15 protein-coding genes and 1 riboswitch are annotated in these 17,917 nt (G+C 39.9%); of the genes, 14 read left to right on the top strand and 1 reads right to left on the bottom strand.

Going from position 1 to position 17,917, the window contains the following annotated elements; all coding sequences use genetic code 11:
* Positions 1-219 precede the first annotated feature (219 nt).
* The 12 genes from miaB to cobT all read left to right on the top strand — a co-directional run bounded on the left by miaB (position 220) and on the right by cobT (position 15,060).
* A complete protein-coding gene (gene miaB / locus T479_RS05400; protein ID WP_025218833.1) occupies positions 220-1,764 on the top strand; it encodes a tRNA (N6-isopentenyl adenosine(37)-C2)-methylthiotransferase MiaB in 1,545 nt (514 codons plus the stop codon).
* Positions 1,765-2,202, top strand: coding sequence for a YlbF/YmcA family competence regulator (locus T479_RS05405; RefSeq protein ID WP_024361939.1), 438 nt, complete (start codon positions 1,765-1,767; stop codon positions 2,200-2,202). It abuts the gene before it with no gap.
* A 179-nt stretch (positions 2,203-2,381) separates the two neighbouring features.
* The gene (gene cotE, locus T479_RS05410) at positions 2,382-2,996 is read left to right on the top strand and encodes an outer spore coat protein CotE (protein WP_174412970.1); all 615 of its coding nucleotides are present in this window, start codon (positions 2,382-2,384) and stop codon (positions 2,994-2,996) included.
* 355 nt (positions 2,997-3,351) lie between these two features.
* On the top strand, positions 3,352-5,919 hold the full coding sequence (mutS, locus tag T479_RS05415) for a DNA mismatch repair protein MutS (RefSeq protein WP_024361937.1): 2,568 nt from the start codon (positions 3,352-3,354) through the stop codon (positions 5,917-5,919).
* A 14-nt stretch (positions 5,920-5,933) separates the two neighbouring features.
* The gene (gene mutL, locus T479_RS05420; protein WP_025218835.1) at positions 5,934-7,820 is read left to right on the top strand and encodes a DNA mismatch repair endonuclease MutL; all 1,887 of its coding nucleotides are present in this window, start codon (positions 5,934-5,936) and stop codon (positions 7,818-7,820) included.
* Positions 7,821-7,917: 97 nt separating this feature from the next.
* The gene (glpK, locus tag T479_RS05425) at positions 7,918-9,411 is read left to right on the top strand and encodes a glycerol kinase GlpK (RefSeq protein ID WP_024361935.1); all 1,494 of its coding nucleotides are present in this window, start codon (positions 7,918-7,920) and stop codon (positions 9,409-9,411) included.
* 17 nt (positions 9,412-9,428) lie between these two features.
* Positions 9,429-11,075 carry a glycerol-3-phosphate dehydrogenase/oxidase gene (locus tag T479_RS05430; protein WP_025218836.1) on the top strand — a complete coding sequence of 549 codons (1,647 nt, stop codon included), beginning with the start codon at positions 9,429-9,431 and terminating at the stop codon, positions 11,073-11,075.
* A gap of 3 nt (positions 11,076-11,078) precedes the next feature.
* The gene (locus T479_RS05435; protein WP_024361933.1) at positions 11,079-11,996 is read left to right on the top strand and encodes an alpha/beta fold hydrolase; all 918 of its coding nucleotides are present in this window, start codon (positions 11,079-11,081) and stop codon (positions 11,994-11,996) included.
* Entirely contained in the window at positions 11,983-12,867 is an 885-nt protein-coding gene (gene miaA / locus T479_RS05440) for a tRNA (adenosine(37)-N6)-dimethylallyltransferase MiaA (protein ID WP_029747180.1), read from the top strand. The genes T479_RS05435 and miaA overlap by 14 nt, the downstream gene beginning before the upstream one ends.
* A gap of 107 nt (positions 12,868-12,974) precedes the next feature.
* Positions 12,975-13,205, top strand: a complete 231-nt coding sequence (gene hfq, locus T479_RS05445; protein ID WP_024361932.1) for an RNA chaperone Hfq — start codon at positions 12,975-12,977, stop codon at positions 13,203-13,205.
* A gap of 98 nt (positions 13,206-13,303) precedes the next feature.
* Positions 13,304-13,606, top strand: a complete 303-nt coding sequence (locus tag T479_RS05450) for a rhodanese-like domain-containing protein (protein WP_024361931.1) — start codon at positions 13,304-13,306, stop codon at positions 13,604-13,606.
* A 113-nt stretch (positions 13,607-13,719) separates the two neighbouring features.
* Positions 13,720-13,894: riboswitch (cobalamin riboswitch) on the top strand.
* A 110-nt stretch (positions 13,895-14,004) separates the two neighbouring features.
* Positions 14,005-15,060 carry a nicotinate-nucleotide--dimethylbenzimidazole phosphoribosyltransferase gene (gene cobT / locus T479_RS05455; RefSeq protein WP_025218837.1) on the top strand — a complete coding sequence of 352 codons (1,056 nt, stop codon included), beginning with the start codon at positions 14,005-14,007 and terminating at the stop codon, positions 15,058-15,060.
* A gap of 220 nt (positions 15,061-15,280) precedes the next feature.
* Here the strand turns inward: cobT and T479_RS05460 are convergent, their stop codons facing one another.
* Complete coding sequence (locus tag T479_RS05460; RefSeq protein ID WP_024361929.1) at positions 15,281-15,886, bottom strand: trimeric intracellular cation channel family protein; 606 nt, start codon at positions 15,884-15,886, stop codon at positions 15,281-15,283.
* A gap of 147 nt (positions 15,887-16,033) precedes the next feature.
* Between T479_RS05460 and T479_RS05465 the strand changes: the two genes are divergently transcribed.
* Positions 16,034-17,284, top strand: coding sequence for a methionine gamma-lyase family protein (locus T479_RS05465; protein WP_025218838.1), 1,251 nt, complete (start codon positions 16,034-16,036; stop codon positions 17,282-17,284).
* A 222-nt stretch (positions 17,285-17,506) separates the two neighbouring features.
* Positions 17,507-17,881 carry a MerR family transcriptional regulator gene (locus T479_RS05470; protein WP_024361927.1) on the top strand — a complete coding sequence of 125 codons (375 nt, stop codon included), beginning with the start codon at positions 17,507-17,509 and terminating at the stop codon, positions 17,879-17,881.
* Positions 17,882-17,917: the final 36 nt, after the last annotated feature.

The following is a 17,917-nucleotide window of genomic DNA, read 5'->3' on the forward strand; positions in this document are numbered from 1 at the left end:
GTTGATACTTGTCATCGGTGATTTTTTCTGTTGCAAGCAGTGGCAACTAGATTTTACAAAAGAGGAAATGTCGAATTCTTCTGGCTAAGAAAGTGTATTTAAGTCAAAACCACGACATTTAGTACGCAAACCTTGTAGGAAGTAGTAATCATTCAGTATAATAGTAAAATGGGAATTCGAATGCACGGATTTCGTTTGAAAGGAGTTACCTGACCTGCAATGAATGAGGAACAACGCTTAACAAGTCAACAAGTCAATCAACCAAAAAAAGAAGACAAGCCTGAAAAGGATTATAGTAAATATTTTGAGAAGGTCTTTACGGCACCTTCATTAAAAGATGCAAAAAAACGTGGCAAAGAAGAAGTGAAATATCATAAAGACTTCCAAATTGCTGAACAATTCGCTGGCATGGGTGAAGGGCGGACGTTTTATATCCGTACGTACGGCTGTCAGATGAATGAGCATGATACAGAAGTAATGGCTGGTATTTTTATGCAACTTGGCTATACTTCAACTGACATTATCGAAGAAGCAGATGTGGTGTTACTGAATACATGTGCGATTCGTGAAAATGCAGAAAACAAAGTATTTGGAGAGCTTGGTTTCCTGCTAAAATATAAACGTAAAAATCCAGAAATGTTAATTGGCGTCTGTGGTTGTATGTCACAGGAAGAATCCGTAGTCAATAAAATTTTAAAAACGTATCCACACGTCGATATGGTATTTGGTACGCACAATATTCATCGCCTACCAAATATTTTAAAAGAAGCGTATATGTCGAAAGAAATGGTTGTGGAGGTTTGGTCGAAAGAGGGCGACGTTATTGAAAACTTGCCGAAAAAACGTCTAGGTTCCATAAAAGCTTGGGTCAATATTATGTATGGCTGTGACAAGTTTTGTACGTACTGCATTGTACCTTATACACGTGGTAAAGAACGTAGTCGCCGTCCAGAGGAAATCATAGCAGAAGTGCGTGAGCTAGCTGCTGCAGGCTATAAGGAAATCATGCTATTAGGGCAAAATGTCAACGCTTACGGCAAAGATTTTGAGGACATGGATTATCGACTGGGTGATTTAATGAATGCATTGCGAAAAATAGATATTCCACGTATTCGCTTTACAACAAGTCACCCGCGAGATTTTGATGATCATTTAATCGAGGTATTGGCGAAAGGTGGCAATTTAGTTGAACACATTCACTTACCGGTACAATCAGGCTCAAATGACGTATTAAAAATTATGGCGCGCAAATATAGTCGTGAGCATTTCCTTAGCTTAGTAGATAAGATTAAAGCCGCTATCCCAGGTGTTACATTAACAACGGATATTATTGTTGGTTACCCAAACGAAACGGAAGAGCAATTCGAAGAGACGTTATCTTTATATCGTGAAGTAAGCTTTGATATGGCCTTTACGTATATTTACTCTCCTCGTGAAGGAACGCCAGCCGCTAAAATGGTTGATAATGTACCTGAAGAGGTGAAAAAGGAACGTCTACATCGTTTAAATGCTGTCGTACAAGAATATTCTAGAAAAGCGCTAGAAGGCTTGATGGGCGAAGTGGTTGAAGTGTTAGTAGAAGGAACAAGTAAACGTCGTGATGATGTGCTTGCTGGCTATACGCGTAAAAATCGTCTCGTGAATTTTAAAGCACCTTCAGAGTTGATTGGTCAGTTAGTGAAAGTAAAAATAATAGAGGCTACTTCTTATTCATTAACTGGTGAATTTGTGGAAGTAGTAAAAAATGAAAAGGTGGAAGCGTAAATGACTCAAGTATTGTATACAAAAGAAGATTTAATTAAGAAATCCCATGAAATTGCGCATATGATTGCCAATACACCAGAAGTTGAGTTTTTCAAAAAAGCGGAAGCACAAATTAATGAAAACCAACTTGTTCGTGAACGTATTGCAAGTTTAAAAAGCTTACAAAAGCAAGCAGTAAACTTTCAACACCTAGGTAAAGAAAAAGCGTTAAAAATGATTGAAGACAAAATTGCAAAAATTGAAGAAGAAATTAATGCTATTCCTGTTGTGCAGCAATTTAAAGAATCACAAGGCGATGTCAACGACTTATTACAATTAGTATCAAATACAATTGCTAACAATGTGACAAACGAAATTGTACGTTCTACAGGTGGCGATGTGTTACGTGGTGAAACGGGTTCGTATGTACAAAATACACAGCCAGGTAGTTGCTCATAAATAATAGAAGAAACAGCTCGAATGACAGCATTCGGGCTATTTTTATGCCGAAATTTAGAAGGGAATCTACACTGAATTAGAGCCTCTGTGACCGCTGTTGAATAAAAAATTGTAGAAAGTAAATCAATTAGATTCTATGAAATCTGTTCACCCAATGGGCGCTACCTGCATATGATGGAGTGAAAAGAGTCGAAGGAGGAATTGCGCTGAAACGTTTACGACAAATCGTGACGAAAGCAGTAGTTGCCAAAGGGAAGAAGAGAACAGAAGAACGTGTAACGTTATGTCCAACAAATAAACCGACGAGCATTCTCGGTTGCTGGGTAATCAACCATACTTGTTCAGCAAAAAAAGTCGGTAAATTTGTAGAAGTGTCAGGAAAGTTTGATGTCAATGTATGGTATGCTTATAGTAATCATTCGAAAACAGCAGTGTTTTCAGAAACGGTTCACTATAAAGATAAGGTAAAGCTGCATTTTAGAGATGGCGAAGTAACAGTTGGCGATGATGTACGTGTGCGTGTGATACAAGAACCAAATTGCATGGAAGCGATAATTTCTCCATGTGGCACGAAATTTGAAATTGTAGTAGAGCGTGAGACGATTGTCGAAGTAATGGGTGAAATGACAATTTGCATTAGTGTACATCCGCTAGATTTCGAAGAGGAATGGAGCTTTAATGACGAAAGCTCGTCTTCATCGTCATCCTCGTCTAGTTCTAGTTCGTCTAGCTCAAGCAGCGATGGTAGGTTTGTTTTAGAGTCCTCATCGTTTCCTGATGAACGACCAAGATAAATCACAAGATGATATTTTTTTGATACATGCGAAATGCTAGCATCTTTACAAAGGTGAAATAAGCGTTTCGCATGTATCTTTTGTTATAATAAAACTAACAATCAGAGGATGACGTCTACTTGTCTTTGAAGAAAATCGTTGAGGGTGAAACTTTGAATCGTACAGGATCGTTGCTAAACAAACACTTAGCCCCAAGCATAAGCACTGGAGAAGACGTACTGATGCGTCAAGGTTCGCTATCACAATGAAGGAAGTAACGAAAAGGGTGTGCACATAGAGGCAACACATAAAATGATTTAGACATAAATATGCCAAAGCATATTTGATTTTAGTGCAAGAGCGAGGGAATTTATATATGACAACCTATACACCAATGATGCAACAATATTTGCAAGTCAAAGAAGATTATCAGGATGCTTTTTTATTTTTTAGATTAGGTGACTTTTACGAAATGTTTTTTGAAGATGCCATTAATGCATCACAACTATTAGAAATTACATTAACGAGTCGAGATGCAGGTGCCAAGGAGCGTATTCCGATGTGTGGCGTGCCACATCACTCGGCTAAAAATTATATAGAAACACTTGTGCAAAAAGGTTATAAAGTTGCAATTTGTGAGCAAACAGAGGATCCAAAGCAAGCAAAGGGCGTAGTCAAACGTGAAGTAGTCCAACTGATTACTCCCGGTACCATTATGGAAGGGAAGGCGCTAGATGGTAAAAGCAATCATTACATTGGCGCAGCAGAACAGCTGGATGCTACTACATTTGGCTATGCCTACTTGGATTTATCTACAGGTGAAGCGATTGCCTCATCGATTGAGGGGGATGGGAAAGCCCTTCTTATGCAAATGCAGGCATATGGTATTCGAGAATTAATCGTGACGGAGAGCTTACAGCTTTTGTTAGCAGAACATGCAATCAATGTCGGCATTGTACTATCCGTTGAAGAAGACGAAATGGCGATGGACAAAGCAGCCAGCTATTTAGAAGCAGTGCCAGCAACTATACAAGTGGCCTGCCTGCGATTACTTCATTATATAGATAAGACACAAATGCGGTCACTTTCGCATATTCAAGCCTTTACCTTTAATGAAATGAAAAACTATTTACGTATTGACTCTAGTTCGAAACGAAATTTAGAGCTTATACAATCCATTCGTGGCGGCGACCAAAAAGGTACGTTGTTATGGCTATTAGATGACACCGTTACTGCGATGGGGGGGCGCAAGCTGAAACAATGGCTACATCAACCATTAGCCTCACGTTCAGCTATTGAGGCAAGACTTGCAATGGTCAGTGATTTATTAGAAGAATATTTTGTAAGATCAGAATTACAATCTTCCTTAAAACAAGTCTATGATTTAGAACGTTTAGCGGGTCGTGTAGCTTTCGGTAATGTAGGCGGTCGTGACTTAGCACAGCTTCGTGATTCATTACGTCAAGTTCCAATTATTCAACAACAGCTAATTGGAGCACAAAAAGAAACATTGCAAAAGCTAGGGGCAACACTCGATACATGTGCGGACGTTGAAGCTTTATTAGCGCGTGCTATAACAGATAATCCACCGATTACCATTAAAGAAGGCGATGTGATTCGTGATGGTTATAACGAACGATTAGATGAACTTCGCTATGCATCTCGCAATGGGAAGGACTGGATTGCCCAGTTAGAACAGGAAGAACGTACAAAAACAGGCATTAAAAACTTGAAAATTGGCTATAACCGCATTTTTGGCTACTATATAGAAATTACAAAGTCCAATATTCATTTGGCGGATTTAACACGCTATGAACGGAAGCAAACACTTGCAAATGCAGAGCGTTACATTACACAGGAATTAAAAGAAAAAGAGGCACTTATTTTGAATGCAGAGGAAGAAAGCTTAGCTTTAGAGTACAACCTCTTCGTTGAAATTCGTGAACAATTAAAATCATATATTCCACGGGTACAAGCACTAGCTGCGAGTATAAGTGAATTAGATGTATTGCTTAGCTTTGCAAGCGTCTCAGAAAAATATCGTTTTACAAAGCCAGAATTTCACGCGGGTCGTGCGCTAGAAATTATTGAAGGTCGTCACCCTGTAGTTGAGAAAATGCTCAATAAGCAAATGTATGTACCGAATGATTGCGTACTTGAAGAAAATCACAATATGATGCTCATTACTGGGCCGAATATGTCCGGTAAAAGTACATATATGCGCCAAGTTGCTCTGATTGTTGTAATGGCACAAATGGGATGCTATGTACCAGCGGAAAAGGCGCGATTACCAATTACAGATCAAATTTTCACACGGATTGGAGCTGCAGATGATTTAGCTGCTGGACAATCAACATTTATGGTAGAAATGCTAGAATCACAGCATGCGATTATGCATGCCACTGAAAATAGCTTAATGCTGTTTGATGAAATTGGTCGAGGTACTTCTACGTATGATGGAATGAGTCTTGCGCAATCCATGATGGAATATATTCATGACAAAATAGGTGCCAATACCCTTTTCTCTACGCATTATCATGAATTGACAGCTTTAGAAAAGGATTTACCTCGATTACAAAATGTGCATGTTTCTGCCACTGAAAAGAATGGCACGGTTGTCTTTTTACACAAGGTGAAAAAGGGAGCGGCCGATAAGTCTTATGGCATTCATGTGGCGCAATTGGCACAATTACCAGAGGAAATTTTATCGAGAGCTCGTATATTGCTCGAAAACTTTGAAGCAGGAAAAGCATTACCGGTATCACAAGAGGTCGTTGAACAGCCCGTGCAAATGTCATTATTTACGGAACAAGAGCCGTTGCCTTCAGCTGAGGCTGAAGTATTGAGAAACTTGGAGAAGGTGAATATCCTTGGTACTTCACCAATGCAGGCTATGAATATCTTATACGAATTACAACAGCAATTAGTCAACGCTAAAAAATAAAGGAGTGATGCGCCATGGGAAAAATTCAAATTATGGACGCGTGGCTTTCCAATAGAATTGCTGCGGGAGAAGTAGTAGAACGACCGGCATCTGTTGTCAAGGAACTAGTCGAAAACGCGATTGATGCTGGCAGTACGTCCATTGATGTTTTTTTACTAGAAGCGGGACTCACTTCAATTCAAGTGATTGATAATGGTAGTGGGATGGATGAGGAAGATGCACTAATCTCTTTTTCACGCCATGCAACAAGTAAAATTCATCAGGAGCATGATTTATTTCGTATCCGTACGTTAGGATTTCGCGGGGAGGCATTAGCATCCATTGCATCGGTATCCAAAATGACGATGATTACTTCAACTGGCGAATCAGGCACGTATGTAGAGTTAGAAGGGGGACATGTCACAACCCAAAAGCCCGGTCCTTTACGAAAAGGAACGGATATTACAGTGGCACAGCTATTTTTCAATACCCCTGCTCGTTTAAAATATATGAAAACGATACAAACCGAGCTTGGGCATACGATAGATTTGATGAATCGGCTAGCACTCGGAAATCCACAAATTGCCTTTCGATTGCTACATAACGGTCAGCAATTATTGCAGACGAATGGACGAGGTGATGTACAGCAAGTCCTAGCCGCGATTTATGGCGTGCACAACGCCAAAAAAATGGTACCGTTTCACGGCGAGTCTCATGACTATAAGGTGACGGGTTACGTGTCTTTACCAGAGGTGACACGTGCTTCCAAAAATTATATGTCGCTATTTGTGAATGGGCGTTGGGTCAAACATTATTTAGTGCAAAAGGCCATTATCGATGCCTATCATACGTATTTACCGATTGAACGTTTTCCAATCGTAGCGCTCTTTATTGAAGGGGATCCTTATTTAACAGACGTCAATGTCCATCCAGCCAAACACCAGATACGTTTAAGTAAAGAACCAGAGCTACTTAAACTGATTGAAGAAACGATACGGGGCAAAATTCGCGATGTTATGCGCGTTCCACTTATGGAGAAGAAGGAAAAGATTGCAAAACCTGCAACGGAACAGCTGAACATGTGGAAGCCTGTACCGCAACTTGATGTAGAAAAAATGAATGCTATCGTTGAAAAGCTTTATGATGCGCAAACAGTTCAGGAATCTAGCATATTACCGATGGAAGAACCTGCACCTACAGTGATAGAAGAGCACTGGCAACCAATTCAACCAATCGAAACCAATCAGATAGAAGAAGCGTCATCAAACGACCATATGGACTTTTTAAATGAGGAGCCTCAAATAGTAGAATCTCCAATGAAAGAGCCTAAAAAAGAACCATTTCCTGCGCTTGAAGTAGTAGGACAAATACATGGCACTTATATTGTTGCGCAAATGGAGGACGGTTTTTATTTAATCGACCAGCATGCAGCGCAAGAACGTATTAAATATGAGTTTTACCGTGAAAAAGTAGGACAAGTAAATCCAAATGAACGGCAAGCATTATTACTGCCATTGACCTTCCATTATGCAGCAGACGAGGCACTGATTCTGCGTGAAAATAGACAGCAGCTAGAGGCCGTTGGTGTGTTTTTAGAGGATTTTGGACAGTCATCATTTGTTATTCGTGAACATCCTAGCTGGTTTCCGAATGGCGAGGAACAGGACATCATTGAGGAGTTAATCGAGCAAGTTTTGACCACAAAAACAGCAGATGTCAAAAAAATGCGGGAGGCGGCAGCCATTATGATGAGCTGTAAAAAGTCTATCAAGGCCAATCATTATTTGACGAAAGAGCAAATGGTTGCGTTATTAGATGATTTACGTAAAGCGGATAATCCGTTTACTTGTCCACATGGTCGGCCGGTGTTAATCCATTTTACAACCTATGAAGTGGAAAAAATGTTTAAACGGGTAATGTAATAACAACGAAGCATACGCGTTGGTATTGTAACTAATATCCTTAAAAGAAGCCTACAGCGATTTCGAGCGTGGTGTGAAAACCTAAGGAGGGGAATAAATGGGTGAATTTATTTTAGCAATCGATCAAGGAACAACAAGTTCAAGAGCGATATTATTTGATCATAAAGGTGAAATTGTCCATGTGGCACAAAAGGAATTTCAACAGTATTTTCCAAAGGCTGGCTGGGTTGAGCATAACGCCAATGAGATATGGGGTTCAGTACTCGCTGTTATCGCAGCTGTGTTAACAGAAAGTGGACATGAAGCAAGCGAAGTACACGCAATTGGCATTACAAATCAGCGAGAAACGACGGTTGTTTGGGATAAACAGACGGGCCAGCCTGTCTACAATGCAATCGTTTGGCAATCAAGGCAAACACAAGACATCGTGACAGCGTTGAAGGAACAGGGCCATGAAAGTATGTTTCAGCAAAAAACAGGATTACGACTGGACCCTTATTTCTCCGCAACAAAAATTAAATGGATTTTAGACAATGTTGATGGTGCACGTGCCAAGGCAGAACAAGGTGATTTACTGTTCGGTACGATTGATTCGTGGATTGTTTGGCGATTATCAAAAGGAAGGGCACATATTACGGATTATTCGAATGCGGCAAGGACTTTACTTTATAATATCCATGAACTAACATGGGACGCAGAACTTTGCGAACTTTTAAATATTCCAATGTCGATGCTGCCAGAAGTGAAAAACTCGTCAGAAATTTATACGAAAACGGCACCAAGTATATTTTTTGGTGAAGAAATTCCAATTGCAGGAATTGCCGGTGACCAGCAAGCCGCTCTTTTCGGTCAAACATGCTTTGCAAAAGGCATGGCTAAAAATACGTACGGTACCGGTTGTTTTATGTTATTAAATACGGGTGACCAAGCGGTACATTCTGAAAATGGTTTGTTGACAACGATTGCTTGGGGCATTGATGGGAAGGTAACCTATGCGTTAGAAGGCAGTGTCTTTGTGGCAGGATCAGCTATTCAGTGGTTACGTGATGGGCTTCGCATGATTCGTACCGCAAAGGACTCTGAAAAATATGCCACAAAGGTAGCTGATACCGATGGTGTTTACGTAGTTCCTGCATTTGTAGGGTTAGGCACGCCATACTGGGATACCGATGCACGCGGGGCTATTTTTGGTTTAACGCGTGGTACTTCGAAAGAACATTTTATCCGCGCAACACTTGAATCACTAGCTTACCAGACGAAAGATGTTCTTGATGCAATGGAAGAAGCGGCGGGCACACCAATTGAAGTGTTGCGAGTAGATGGTGGCGCTGTCAGTAATGGTCTATTAATGCAGTTCCAAAGTGATATTTTGCAGTTAAAGGTAGAGCTAGCAAAGCTTAATGAATCGACTGCGCTCGGGGCAGCCTATTTAGCTGGGCTAGCAACGAACTTTTGGCCAAATAAAGAGGCTTTAACAGCATTGTGGGTTAACGGGCAAACCTATCAACCGAAAATGACTGTAGAGCAAAGTAAGATTTTCTATGCAGGCTGGCAGAGAGCTGTGGAGGCTACACGTTTATTCAAATCATAGCTAATGGGGGAGAAAGTATGTTTTCATTTGAGCATCGTCCTAAAATTATGGATTATTTAGAGCAGTATAGCTTTGACGTATTAGTCATTGGAGGTGGCATTACGGGTGCGGGGATTGCACTTGATGCGGCGTCGAGAGGCTTATCAGTTGCACTAATTGACAAGCAAGACTTTGCGGCGGGTACTTCTAGCCGTTCAACAAAGCTTATTCACGGAGGTCTTCGTTATTTAAAACAATTTGATGTAGGGGTAGTGGCAGAAGTTGGGCGTGAACGTGAAATTGTTTATGACAATGCTGTTCATGTAACGACACCTGAAAAGATGCTGTTACCTTTATATAAGCACGGTACACTTGGACCATTTACGACTTCGGTGGCGTTAAAGGTTTATGACAGACTAGCAGGTGTCAAAAAACAAGAACGTCGCACGATGCTAAGTGCACAAGAAACAGCCACACTAGAACCGCTTTTAAAGCGCGATGAGCTAGTTGGCGGTGGCTATTATGTAGAGTATCGGACTGACGATGCACGTTTAACAATTGAAGTGCTAAAAAAAGCGGTTGAATATGGCGCGCTTTGTGTAAACTATACAGAAATGACAGAGTTTTTATATAGCAAGAAAAAGCTGATTGGGGCAAAAGTAAAAGACCATATCACTGGAAAAACAGTGGAAGTACATGCTGCGCAAATCGTCAATGCTACTGGCCCTTGGGTAGATGAAGTACGTCATAAAGATAAGCAAACAGATAAAAAACAATTACGTTTAACAAAGGGTGTCCATATCGTTCTTAGTCAAAAGGATTTCCCATTGCAACAAGCCGTTTATTTCGATATTCCAGATGGTCGTATGGCTTTCGCTATTCCGCGAGATGGCAAAACATATATAGGAACAACAGATACAGTTTATGAAGGCGATCCAATACATCCTACTGCCACACAACAAGATGTAGATTATTTAATTGAGGCTGCTAAAACAGTATTCCCTACAGCCGAAATTACAAGAGATACAATAGAATCTTCTTGGGCAGGTGTACGTCCGCTTATTTTTGAAAAAGGCAAAAATCCTTCTGAAATTTCGCGTAAAGATGAAATATGGACAGCATCAAGCGGCTTGATGACCATTGCAGGTGGCAAGCTAACAGGCTATCGTCAAATGGCTGAAACAATCGTTGATAAAATTGTGAAAACACATAAATTTAAGCATGCAAGTCCATGTATGACACGTGAGTTGTCGCTTTCTGGTGCAAAGGGCATTAATGCGATTAATTTCCCAGACTATACTGCCTATAAAGCAAGAGAAGGTGTTCAATATGGACTGAATTATGACGAGGCGAAGCATTTAGTGCAAAAATACGGTACCAATGTTGACGCATTATTTGATCAGGTGAAATATTTACATGAGCATGGTAGTACGATGCCCCTCGCTTTACATGCGATGCTACTATACGGCATAGAAGCGGAAATGGTATATACACCTTGTGATTTCTTTATTCGTCGTACAGGCTTGCTATACTTTGATATTGATGCAGTGAAACGTTATAAACAACAAGTAGTGCAAGTGATGCAGCAGCGTTTACATTATTCAGAGTCACAAAGAAATACTTATATTGCTCAATTAGAACAAGCGATTCTAGATGCGACAAGTTTTCCTAATGTGGAGGTGTAAAAGATGGAGCGTTATATGAAAATGTCTGATGGACATTTTGTGTTTACACGAATTTTGACGCCGACTATTCCCTGTAAGGGACATTTTCATATTTTACATGGTATGGCAGAGCATAGCGGTCGTTACGTAAACTTTGCACAAATTCTTTGTGCGGCTGGCTATGCCGTGTCCATGCATGATCAGCGCGGGCATGGGGAGACGGCAGGTTATAATGGCACATTAGGCTTTTTCGCTGAAAAAAATGGTTTTGATCGGGTTGTGGAAGATGCGCATGAAGTCATGATGGCTATACATGCTCAATTTGCAGATGTGCCTTTAATGGTATTCGGGCATAGTATGGGGTCCTTTATTGCTAGAAGATATATTCAACTTTATGGAGCAAATGTTGCTAACGTTATTCTTTGTGGAACAGGAAGTGTTTCAGCGTTGCATAGGATAGGACATTATGTTGCGCAAGTATTCGCAATGCGGCACGGTAAAGAAACCGAGAGCCCTTTATTAAATAAGTTGAGCTTTGGTAGCTTTAATAAGCAGTTTCCAAATCCTAAAACCGGGTATGATTGGCTATGTTCGGTAGAGCAGGAAGTGCAAAAGTATATTGACGACCCATATTGTGGCTTTATTCCAAGCAATCAATTTTTTGCTGACTTAACAGCTGGCTTTATGGTATTGAATCGAAAAAAAGAGATTGAAAAAATACAGAAAAACTTGCCGATTCTATTGATCAGCGGTAGCAAGGACCCTGTTGGTGATAGTGGTCTAGGTGTTTATTCCGTAGCTGAACAATTTGCAGCAGCAGGATTACAAGATGTTACTGTCTATTTATTTGAAGATAAACGACATGAAATTTTAAATGAAGACAATCAACAGGCGGTTCATCAAGTTTTATTACGGTGGTTAGAAAAGTATGATAGAAAATAAAATACAGCAAGCAGAGGTCGTAGCGATTGTTGGGCCAACAGCTTCAGGTAAAACAGCACTAAGCATTGAACTAGCCAAAAAGTACAATGGTGAAATTATTAATGGCGATTCCATGCAAATTTATAAAGGTTTAGATATTGGTACAGCGAAAATTACTGAAGAAGAGATGGAAGGTGTGCCACATCACTTATTAAGCTTCAAAGAGCCAACGGAATCCTTTTCAGTAGCGGAATACCAAGCGTTAGTACGCTCTAAAATTAATGAAATACAGGCGCGTGGTAAGCTACCGATTATTGTTGGAGGTTCTGGCCTATATGTACAAGCAGTCCTTTATGATTTTCAATTTACAGACGAGCAGGTTGATGACCTAGCACGTAAAGCTTATTATGAGGAGCTAGAAAAGTTAGGTCCAGAAGCTATGCATGCTAAGTTAGCAGCACTTGATCCGAAAACTGCTGAAACAATTCATCCAAACAATACAAGACGTGTGATTCGAGCGTTAGAAATGATTGAATTAAGTGGTGTTTCAAAGGCGTCAGAGGAACACAATCGTGGAGAAATCCCATTGTATCGCCACTTAATTATAGGACTTGGTCAAAATATGTCTCGCGAAGAACTTTATGAGCGCATTAATCTCCGAGTGGATGTCATGATGGATAAAGGGCTACTGCAAGAAGTGCAGGGACTATGGCAACAAAATATTCGAGGTGTACAGTCGATTCAAGCGATCGGCTATAAGGAATTGTATGATTACTTAGATGGTAGATGTACATTAGAAGAAGCAATCGAAAATTTAAAGCAAAATTCTCGACGTTATGCGAAAAGACAGTTGACTTATTTCCGCAATAAAATGGATATTCATTTTATTTGAAAAGACTAAAAACTTTAATAATTTCTAAAAATTACTAATTGATAAATTGGTAGAACATGCTACTATAGGAATGAAGAGGTAGAAAGAGAGTAGGGGAGGCGCATTCTATGAAATCAATCAATTTGCAAGATACGTTTTTGAACCATCTACGTAAAAACAGTGTTTTTGTAACTGTGTTTCTGTTAAACGGGTTCCAGTTAAAAGGAACTGTGAAATCCTATGATAACTTTACAGTATTATTAGTAGATGCTGAAAGTAAACAGCATCTCATTTACAAACACGCAATTTCTACATTCGTTCCAGCAAAGCAAGTCGAATTTTTAGAGGCAGAAGAATAAATAAAGTAAATAGAAACAGTTAGTGTTACATCACTAGCTGTTTTTTTTCGTTCACGCTATAATGTAATAGGAAATTGATATATTGGAGGATTTTATAGATGAAATCGATGGATACAACACAATTATTAGAACGATTAGATGCAAACGAAGACCTTTACATTATTGATGTGCGAGAAGACGATGAAGTAGCACAAGGTGTTATCCCTGGTGCGCAACATATTGCACTTGGGACAATCCCTGAGCGCTTGGATGAATTAGATACGACTAAACCATATATTATCGTTTGTAAAGCAGGTGGACGTTCTGCAAATGCTTGTGCATACTTAGAAGCACAAGGCTTTGACGTAACAAACCTTGAAGGTGGCATGCTTGCTTATGATGGAGAATTAGAATTTAAATAAGAAGATATATCGAGGTATGTAACAGGTCAGCTTGTTAAGTACCTCGTTTTTTAGTGGACTAAAATGCGAGTATCAATATTGACACTAAAAACACTTTGTCGTAAATTTAAAGTAATTACATAAAAGCATTAGGTGCCCACTTTGGGAGAATAGGGAATAAAGTGAAAATCTTTAGCGGTCCCACCACTGTAAAACGGAGTTTTATAGAGAATACCACTAGCATAGCTGGGAAGGTTCTATAAAATGTTGAAATTGAGCCAGGAGACCTGCCTAATTGCTTCGGATGATATAGACGATGGAAAAGTCTGTAGTTTATTTGTTATGAGATAAACTACAGGTTTTTCCATTTTTTTATTTCAATCTTTATGTAATAGGCTATTTAAAAAGGAGAAATGAACATGCAATTATTACAACAAACACTTCAACAGATTCAACATGCTAATAACGAAATAATGGAAAAAGCAAGGGACTATATAGATTCTCTTAGCAAGCCACCAAGTAGCTTAGGAAAACTTGAATCACTGGCTATACAATTGGCTGGTATTACAGGAGAGCTCTATCCTAAAATTGATAACAAAGCAATTATTGTCTGTGCAGGCGATCACGGTGTGTGTGATGAAGACGTAACATCCAATCCGCAAGATGTAACATTTCTTCAAACATTAAATTTTCCAAAAGGGATAACAGGTGTTTGTGCTATTGCAAACATAACAAATGCCAAAATTGTAACAGTGGACGTAGGGGTAAAACAGGATATTCCGCTCGATGCGGGTGTTATAATAAAAAAAATCAAATACGGGACGGATAACATGGCAAAAGGTCCAGCCATGACAAGGGAAGAAGCCATTCAATCAATTGAAGTAGGAATTGAAGTAGCAACGGCAGAAATAGCACAAGGAGTTAATGTATTGGGTACAGGTGAAATGGGGATTGGCAATACTACACCAAGTGCGGCTATCTTATCCGTACTGCATGCGTGTCACCCACAACAAGTGACAGGATTCGGTGCAGGGGTTGGATCAGGAGGAATTGCGCATAAAGTTGAAGTCATTCAAAACGCCATTGCCTTAAATAAACCGAATCGTCATGATGCGATTGATGTACTTGCAAAAGTGGGTGGGTTAGAGATAGGTGCGATGGCTGGTGTAATTCTGGCGGCTGCTGCCAATCGTAAGCCCGTTGTAATTGATGGCTTTATTTCGACAGTCGCTGCTCTTATCGCTTATGAACTCGAACCGAAAGTGCAAGATTATATTATTCCTTCCCATGCCTCTGAAGAACCGGGGGCAAAAATAGCTGCTGAACTGTTAGGAGTGGAGCCGATGCTTCATATGAACATGCGATTGGGAGAGGGTTCTGGTGCAGCTTTAGCCTTTCCAATACTCGATGCAGCTTGCTCTATGGTGAGCAACATGGCGACATTAGCTGAGTCTGTCGGGCTGGTAGAGAAGTAATCATTTGTTAAGTGCCGAAAGGGAAAAATCATAGTTAAACATTTAAAGAGTAATCGTCTATAGCCAAAAGGAAGCTGGGGCAAAAGAGAAAAAGTGTTAGATTGAACCCAATCAATCTAACACTTTTCTGCTATGCCGTTGTTACCCGCTATCAACAACTAGGTGAACACTTCTAATTTTTTATTTATTGCAAAAGCAAGAATAGCTAAGTTCTACATCCTTAAGCTCGATTCAATTTTCGCAAAGGTAAGCGCCATTTCTTCATATATGAAAGTACTCGTAAAATTGTAATAACTCCGAATAACACGTATAAAAAGATATCTCCTTCTAGTAATTCCAATCCAATAAGTAGACCAGCAAGTGCTGCCCAGACACCGTAGATTTCATCACGTAGCACGAGTGGCTTACGTCCTGCCAATAAATCACGAACTATTCCACCGCCTGAACCAGTTAAGACTGCGGCTACAATAACCGCACTAATGGGCATATTGAGCTTCACTGCATATAATGCCCCTTGTATAGCAAAAGCCGATAAGCCTATAGCATCTGTAAAATTGCCCCAACGATGCCAATGCTGTATAAGATGATGAGGAAAAATAAAAAATATCGTAATGGCAGCGATTGCAATTTGAAACATCATATCCTGTCCCCACAACGTTGTAACTGGTAAACCGATAAGTAAATTACGAATGGCACCGCCACCGAATGCAGTTACAATGCCAAGTATATATACACCGAATAAATCGTATTCTTCTTCCATTGCAATTATTGCCCCGGAAATAGCGAAGGCAATTGTCCCAATTATGCTAAAAACTTCCCAAGCCATCACTTTCCCTCCTTAAACGAGAATAATTTGTAGTAAGTCCGCCCCTTAGCTTAGCGTATTTAACAGCTAGACACAATAGCATTTTTTGCAGGGTTGCAAACAAATTGATAAGATAGGAAAGAACAATTTGAAACGGAGACGAAAACAATGACTTTTACAACCCATTTAACAGCAGAAACGTTAGCATTAGCGGAAAAAATTGAGGAAAGAGTCCGCCCATATCATACGAAAGTAGAAAATATGGCGTTCTTCAACCAGCAAAAAGTCCTTTCAGCATTTAGAACGCATCAAGTGAGCGATTTTCATTTACATCCATCCAATGGCTATGGCTATGATGATGAGGGCCGTGACAATCTTGAACGTGTGTATGCGGAAGTTTTTGGAGCAGAGGCGGCAATTGTTCGTCCTCAAATCATATCTGGAACACATGCAATTACGCTTAGTCTATTCGGCGTGTTACGACCAGGTGATGAATTGCTTTATATATCAGGCCAACCATATGACACATTACAGTCGATTGTCGATGGAGGAGACAAAGATACGGGCTCGCTAAAGGACTATAAAATTGGTTATCGACATGTAGATTTAATCGATAATGAAACGGTTGACTGGTCGGCAGTCGCTGCAGCCATTACACCGAACACAAAAATGATAGCCATTCAACGTTCAAAAGGCTATGCATCACGTCCATCCTTTACGATTTCGCAAATTGCAGAAATGTGTGCCAAGGTACGGGAATTAGCACCCAATGCTATTATATTTGTAGATAACTGCTATGGAGAATTTGTGGAAGCACAAGAACCTACAGAAGTAGGTGCGGATTTAATGGCTGGTTCGCTTATTAAAAATCCAGGTGGCGGTTTAGCTAAAATAGGTGGTTATATTGCAGGTCGAGCTGACTTAGTAGAAAAATGTGCTTATCGTATGACATCACCAGGAATTGGTGCGGAGGCAGGCGCTACATTAAATACGCTAGGTGACTTTTACCAAGGCTTTTTCCTAGCACCACATGTAGTCAGCCAAGCATTAAAAGGTGCGATTTTCACAGCGGCTATGTTAGAGGAAGTAGGCATGACGACGTTCCCAAGTTATCGTGCTGAACGTACAGATTTAATTCAATCGGTATCGTTTAATACAGCCGAGCAAATGGTTGCTTTCTGTCGTGAAATTCAAGCCAACTCGCCAATTAATGCGCATTATGCACCAGAGCCTGCTTATATGCCAGGCTACGAGGATGATGTTATTATGGCGGCAGGCACATTTATTCAAGGTTCGAGTATTGAACTGACAGCAGACGGTCCAATTCGTCCACCATTTACAGCATTTATTCAAGGTGGCTTGACATATGAGCACGTGAAATTTGCTATTTGTAGTGCAGTTCAAGGCTTACAAAAATAGACTTTATTAACAAGGCCCCATTACAGTTTAGTGATGGGGCTTGTCTCTAATATAAATAGATAAACTGTAAATGTGTATGTTTCGTTCAGGTATTTTGACTAGTTTTTAACAATTTTGCATCAATTCTAAAAAAAATTAAAAAACCATGTTAGGAAACCTAACATCTTTGTTGACAGTGAATTTTTTTCGTTATATGATAAGCGGGTATTGGGGGGGACTTAAATGAGTCGTGAAATTAGACGAACTATGCCGTTATTATCTATGAGTATCGTGATGCAATTGACCGAGCTTTCGGCACGCCAAATTCGTTATTATGAAGAACACCATTTAATTGAGCCACACCGAACAGAAGGCAATCGTCGTATGTTTTCATTAAATGATGTCGATATACTTCTTGAAATAAAAGATTACTTGGAGCAGGGCATGAATATGGCGAAGATTAAAAAAATATTTGCCAAAAAATCAGATCCTATTGCCGCTGAAGAACCAGATTTAACCGACACAGAATTACGTCGGATTATGCGCGAAGAAATGCGTCAAGCGCAGCGCATGCAAAAATCATCCATCCGACGTGGGGATTTATCCCGATTCTATTAAAATAAATACGAAATGGTTCAAATTACAATCAGTTTA

Origin of the sequence: Lysinibacillus sphaericus (assembly GCF_000600105.1) — a bacterium.
Lineage (GTDB): Bacteria > Bacillota > Bacilli > Bacillales_A > Planococcaceae > Lysinibacillus > Lysinibacillus sphaericus.

Coding starts and splice junctions, on each gene's coding strand:
- miaB (WP_025218833.1), top strand. CDS start 220: ATGAATGAGGAACAACGCTTAACAAGTCAACAAGTCAATCAACCAAAA.
- T479_RS05405 (WP_024361939.1), top strand. CDS start 1,765: ATGACTCAAGTATTGTATACAAAAGAAGATTTAATTAAGAAATCCCAT.
- mutS (WP_024361937.1), top strand. CDS start 3,352: ATGACAACCTATACACCAATGATGCAACAATATTTGCAAGTCAAAGAA.
- mutL (WP_025218835.1), top strand. CDS start 5,934: ATGGGAAAAATTCAAATTATGGACGCGTGGCTTTCCAATAGAATTGCT.
- glpK (WP_024361935.1), top strand. CDS start 7,918: ATGGGTGAATTTATTTTAGCAATCGATCAAGGAACAACAAGTTCAAGA.
- T479_RS05430 (WP_025218836.1), top strand. CDS start 9,429: ATGTTTTCATTTGAGCATCGTCCTAAAATTATGGATTATTTAGAGCAG.
- T479_RS05435 (WP_024361933.1), top strand. CDS start 11,079: ATGGAGCGTTATATGAAAATGTCTGATGGACATTTTGTGTTTACACGA.
- miaA (WP_029747180.1), top strand. CDS start 11,983: ATGATAGAAAATAAAATACAGCAAGCAGAGGTCGTAGCGATTGTTGGG.
- hfq (WP_024361932.1), top strand. CDS start 12,975: ATGAAATCAATCAATTTGCAAGATACGTTTTTGAACCATCTACGTAAA.
- T479_RS05450 (WP_024361931.1), top strand. CDS start 13,304: ATGAAATCGATGGATACAACACAATTATTAGAACGATTAGATGCAAAC.
- cobT (WP_025218837.1), top strand. CDS start 14,005: ATGCAATTATTACAACAAACACTTCAACAGATTCAACATGCTAATAAC.
- T479_RS05460 (WP_024361929.1), bottom strand. CDS start 15,886: ATGGCTTGGGAAGTTTTTAGCATAATTGGGACAATTGCCTTCGCTATT.
- T479_RS05465 (WP_025218838.1), top strand. CDS start 16,034: ATGACTTTTACAACCCATTTAACAGCAGAAACGTTAGCATTAGCGGAA.
- T479_RS05470 (WP_024361927.1), top strand. CDS start 17,507: ATGAGTCGTGAAATTAGACGAACTATGCCGTTATTATCTATGAGTATC.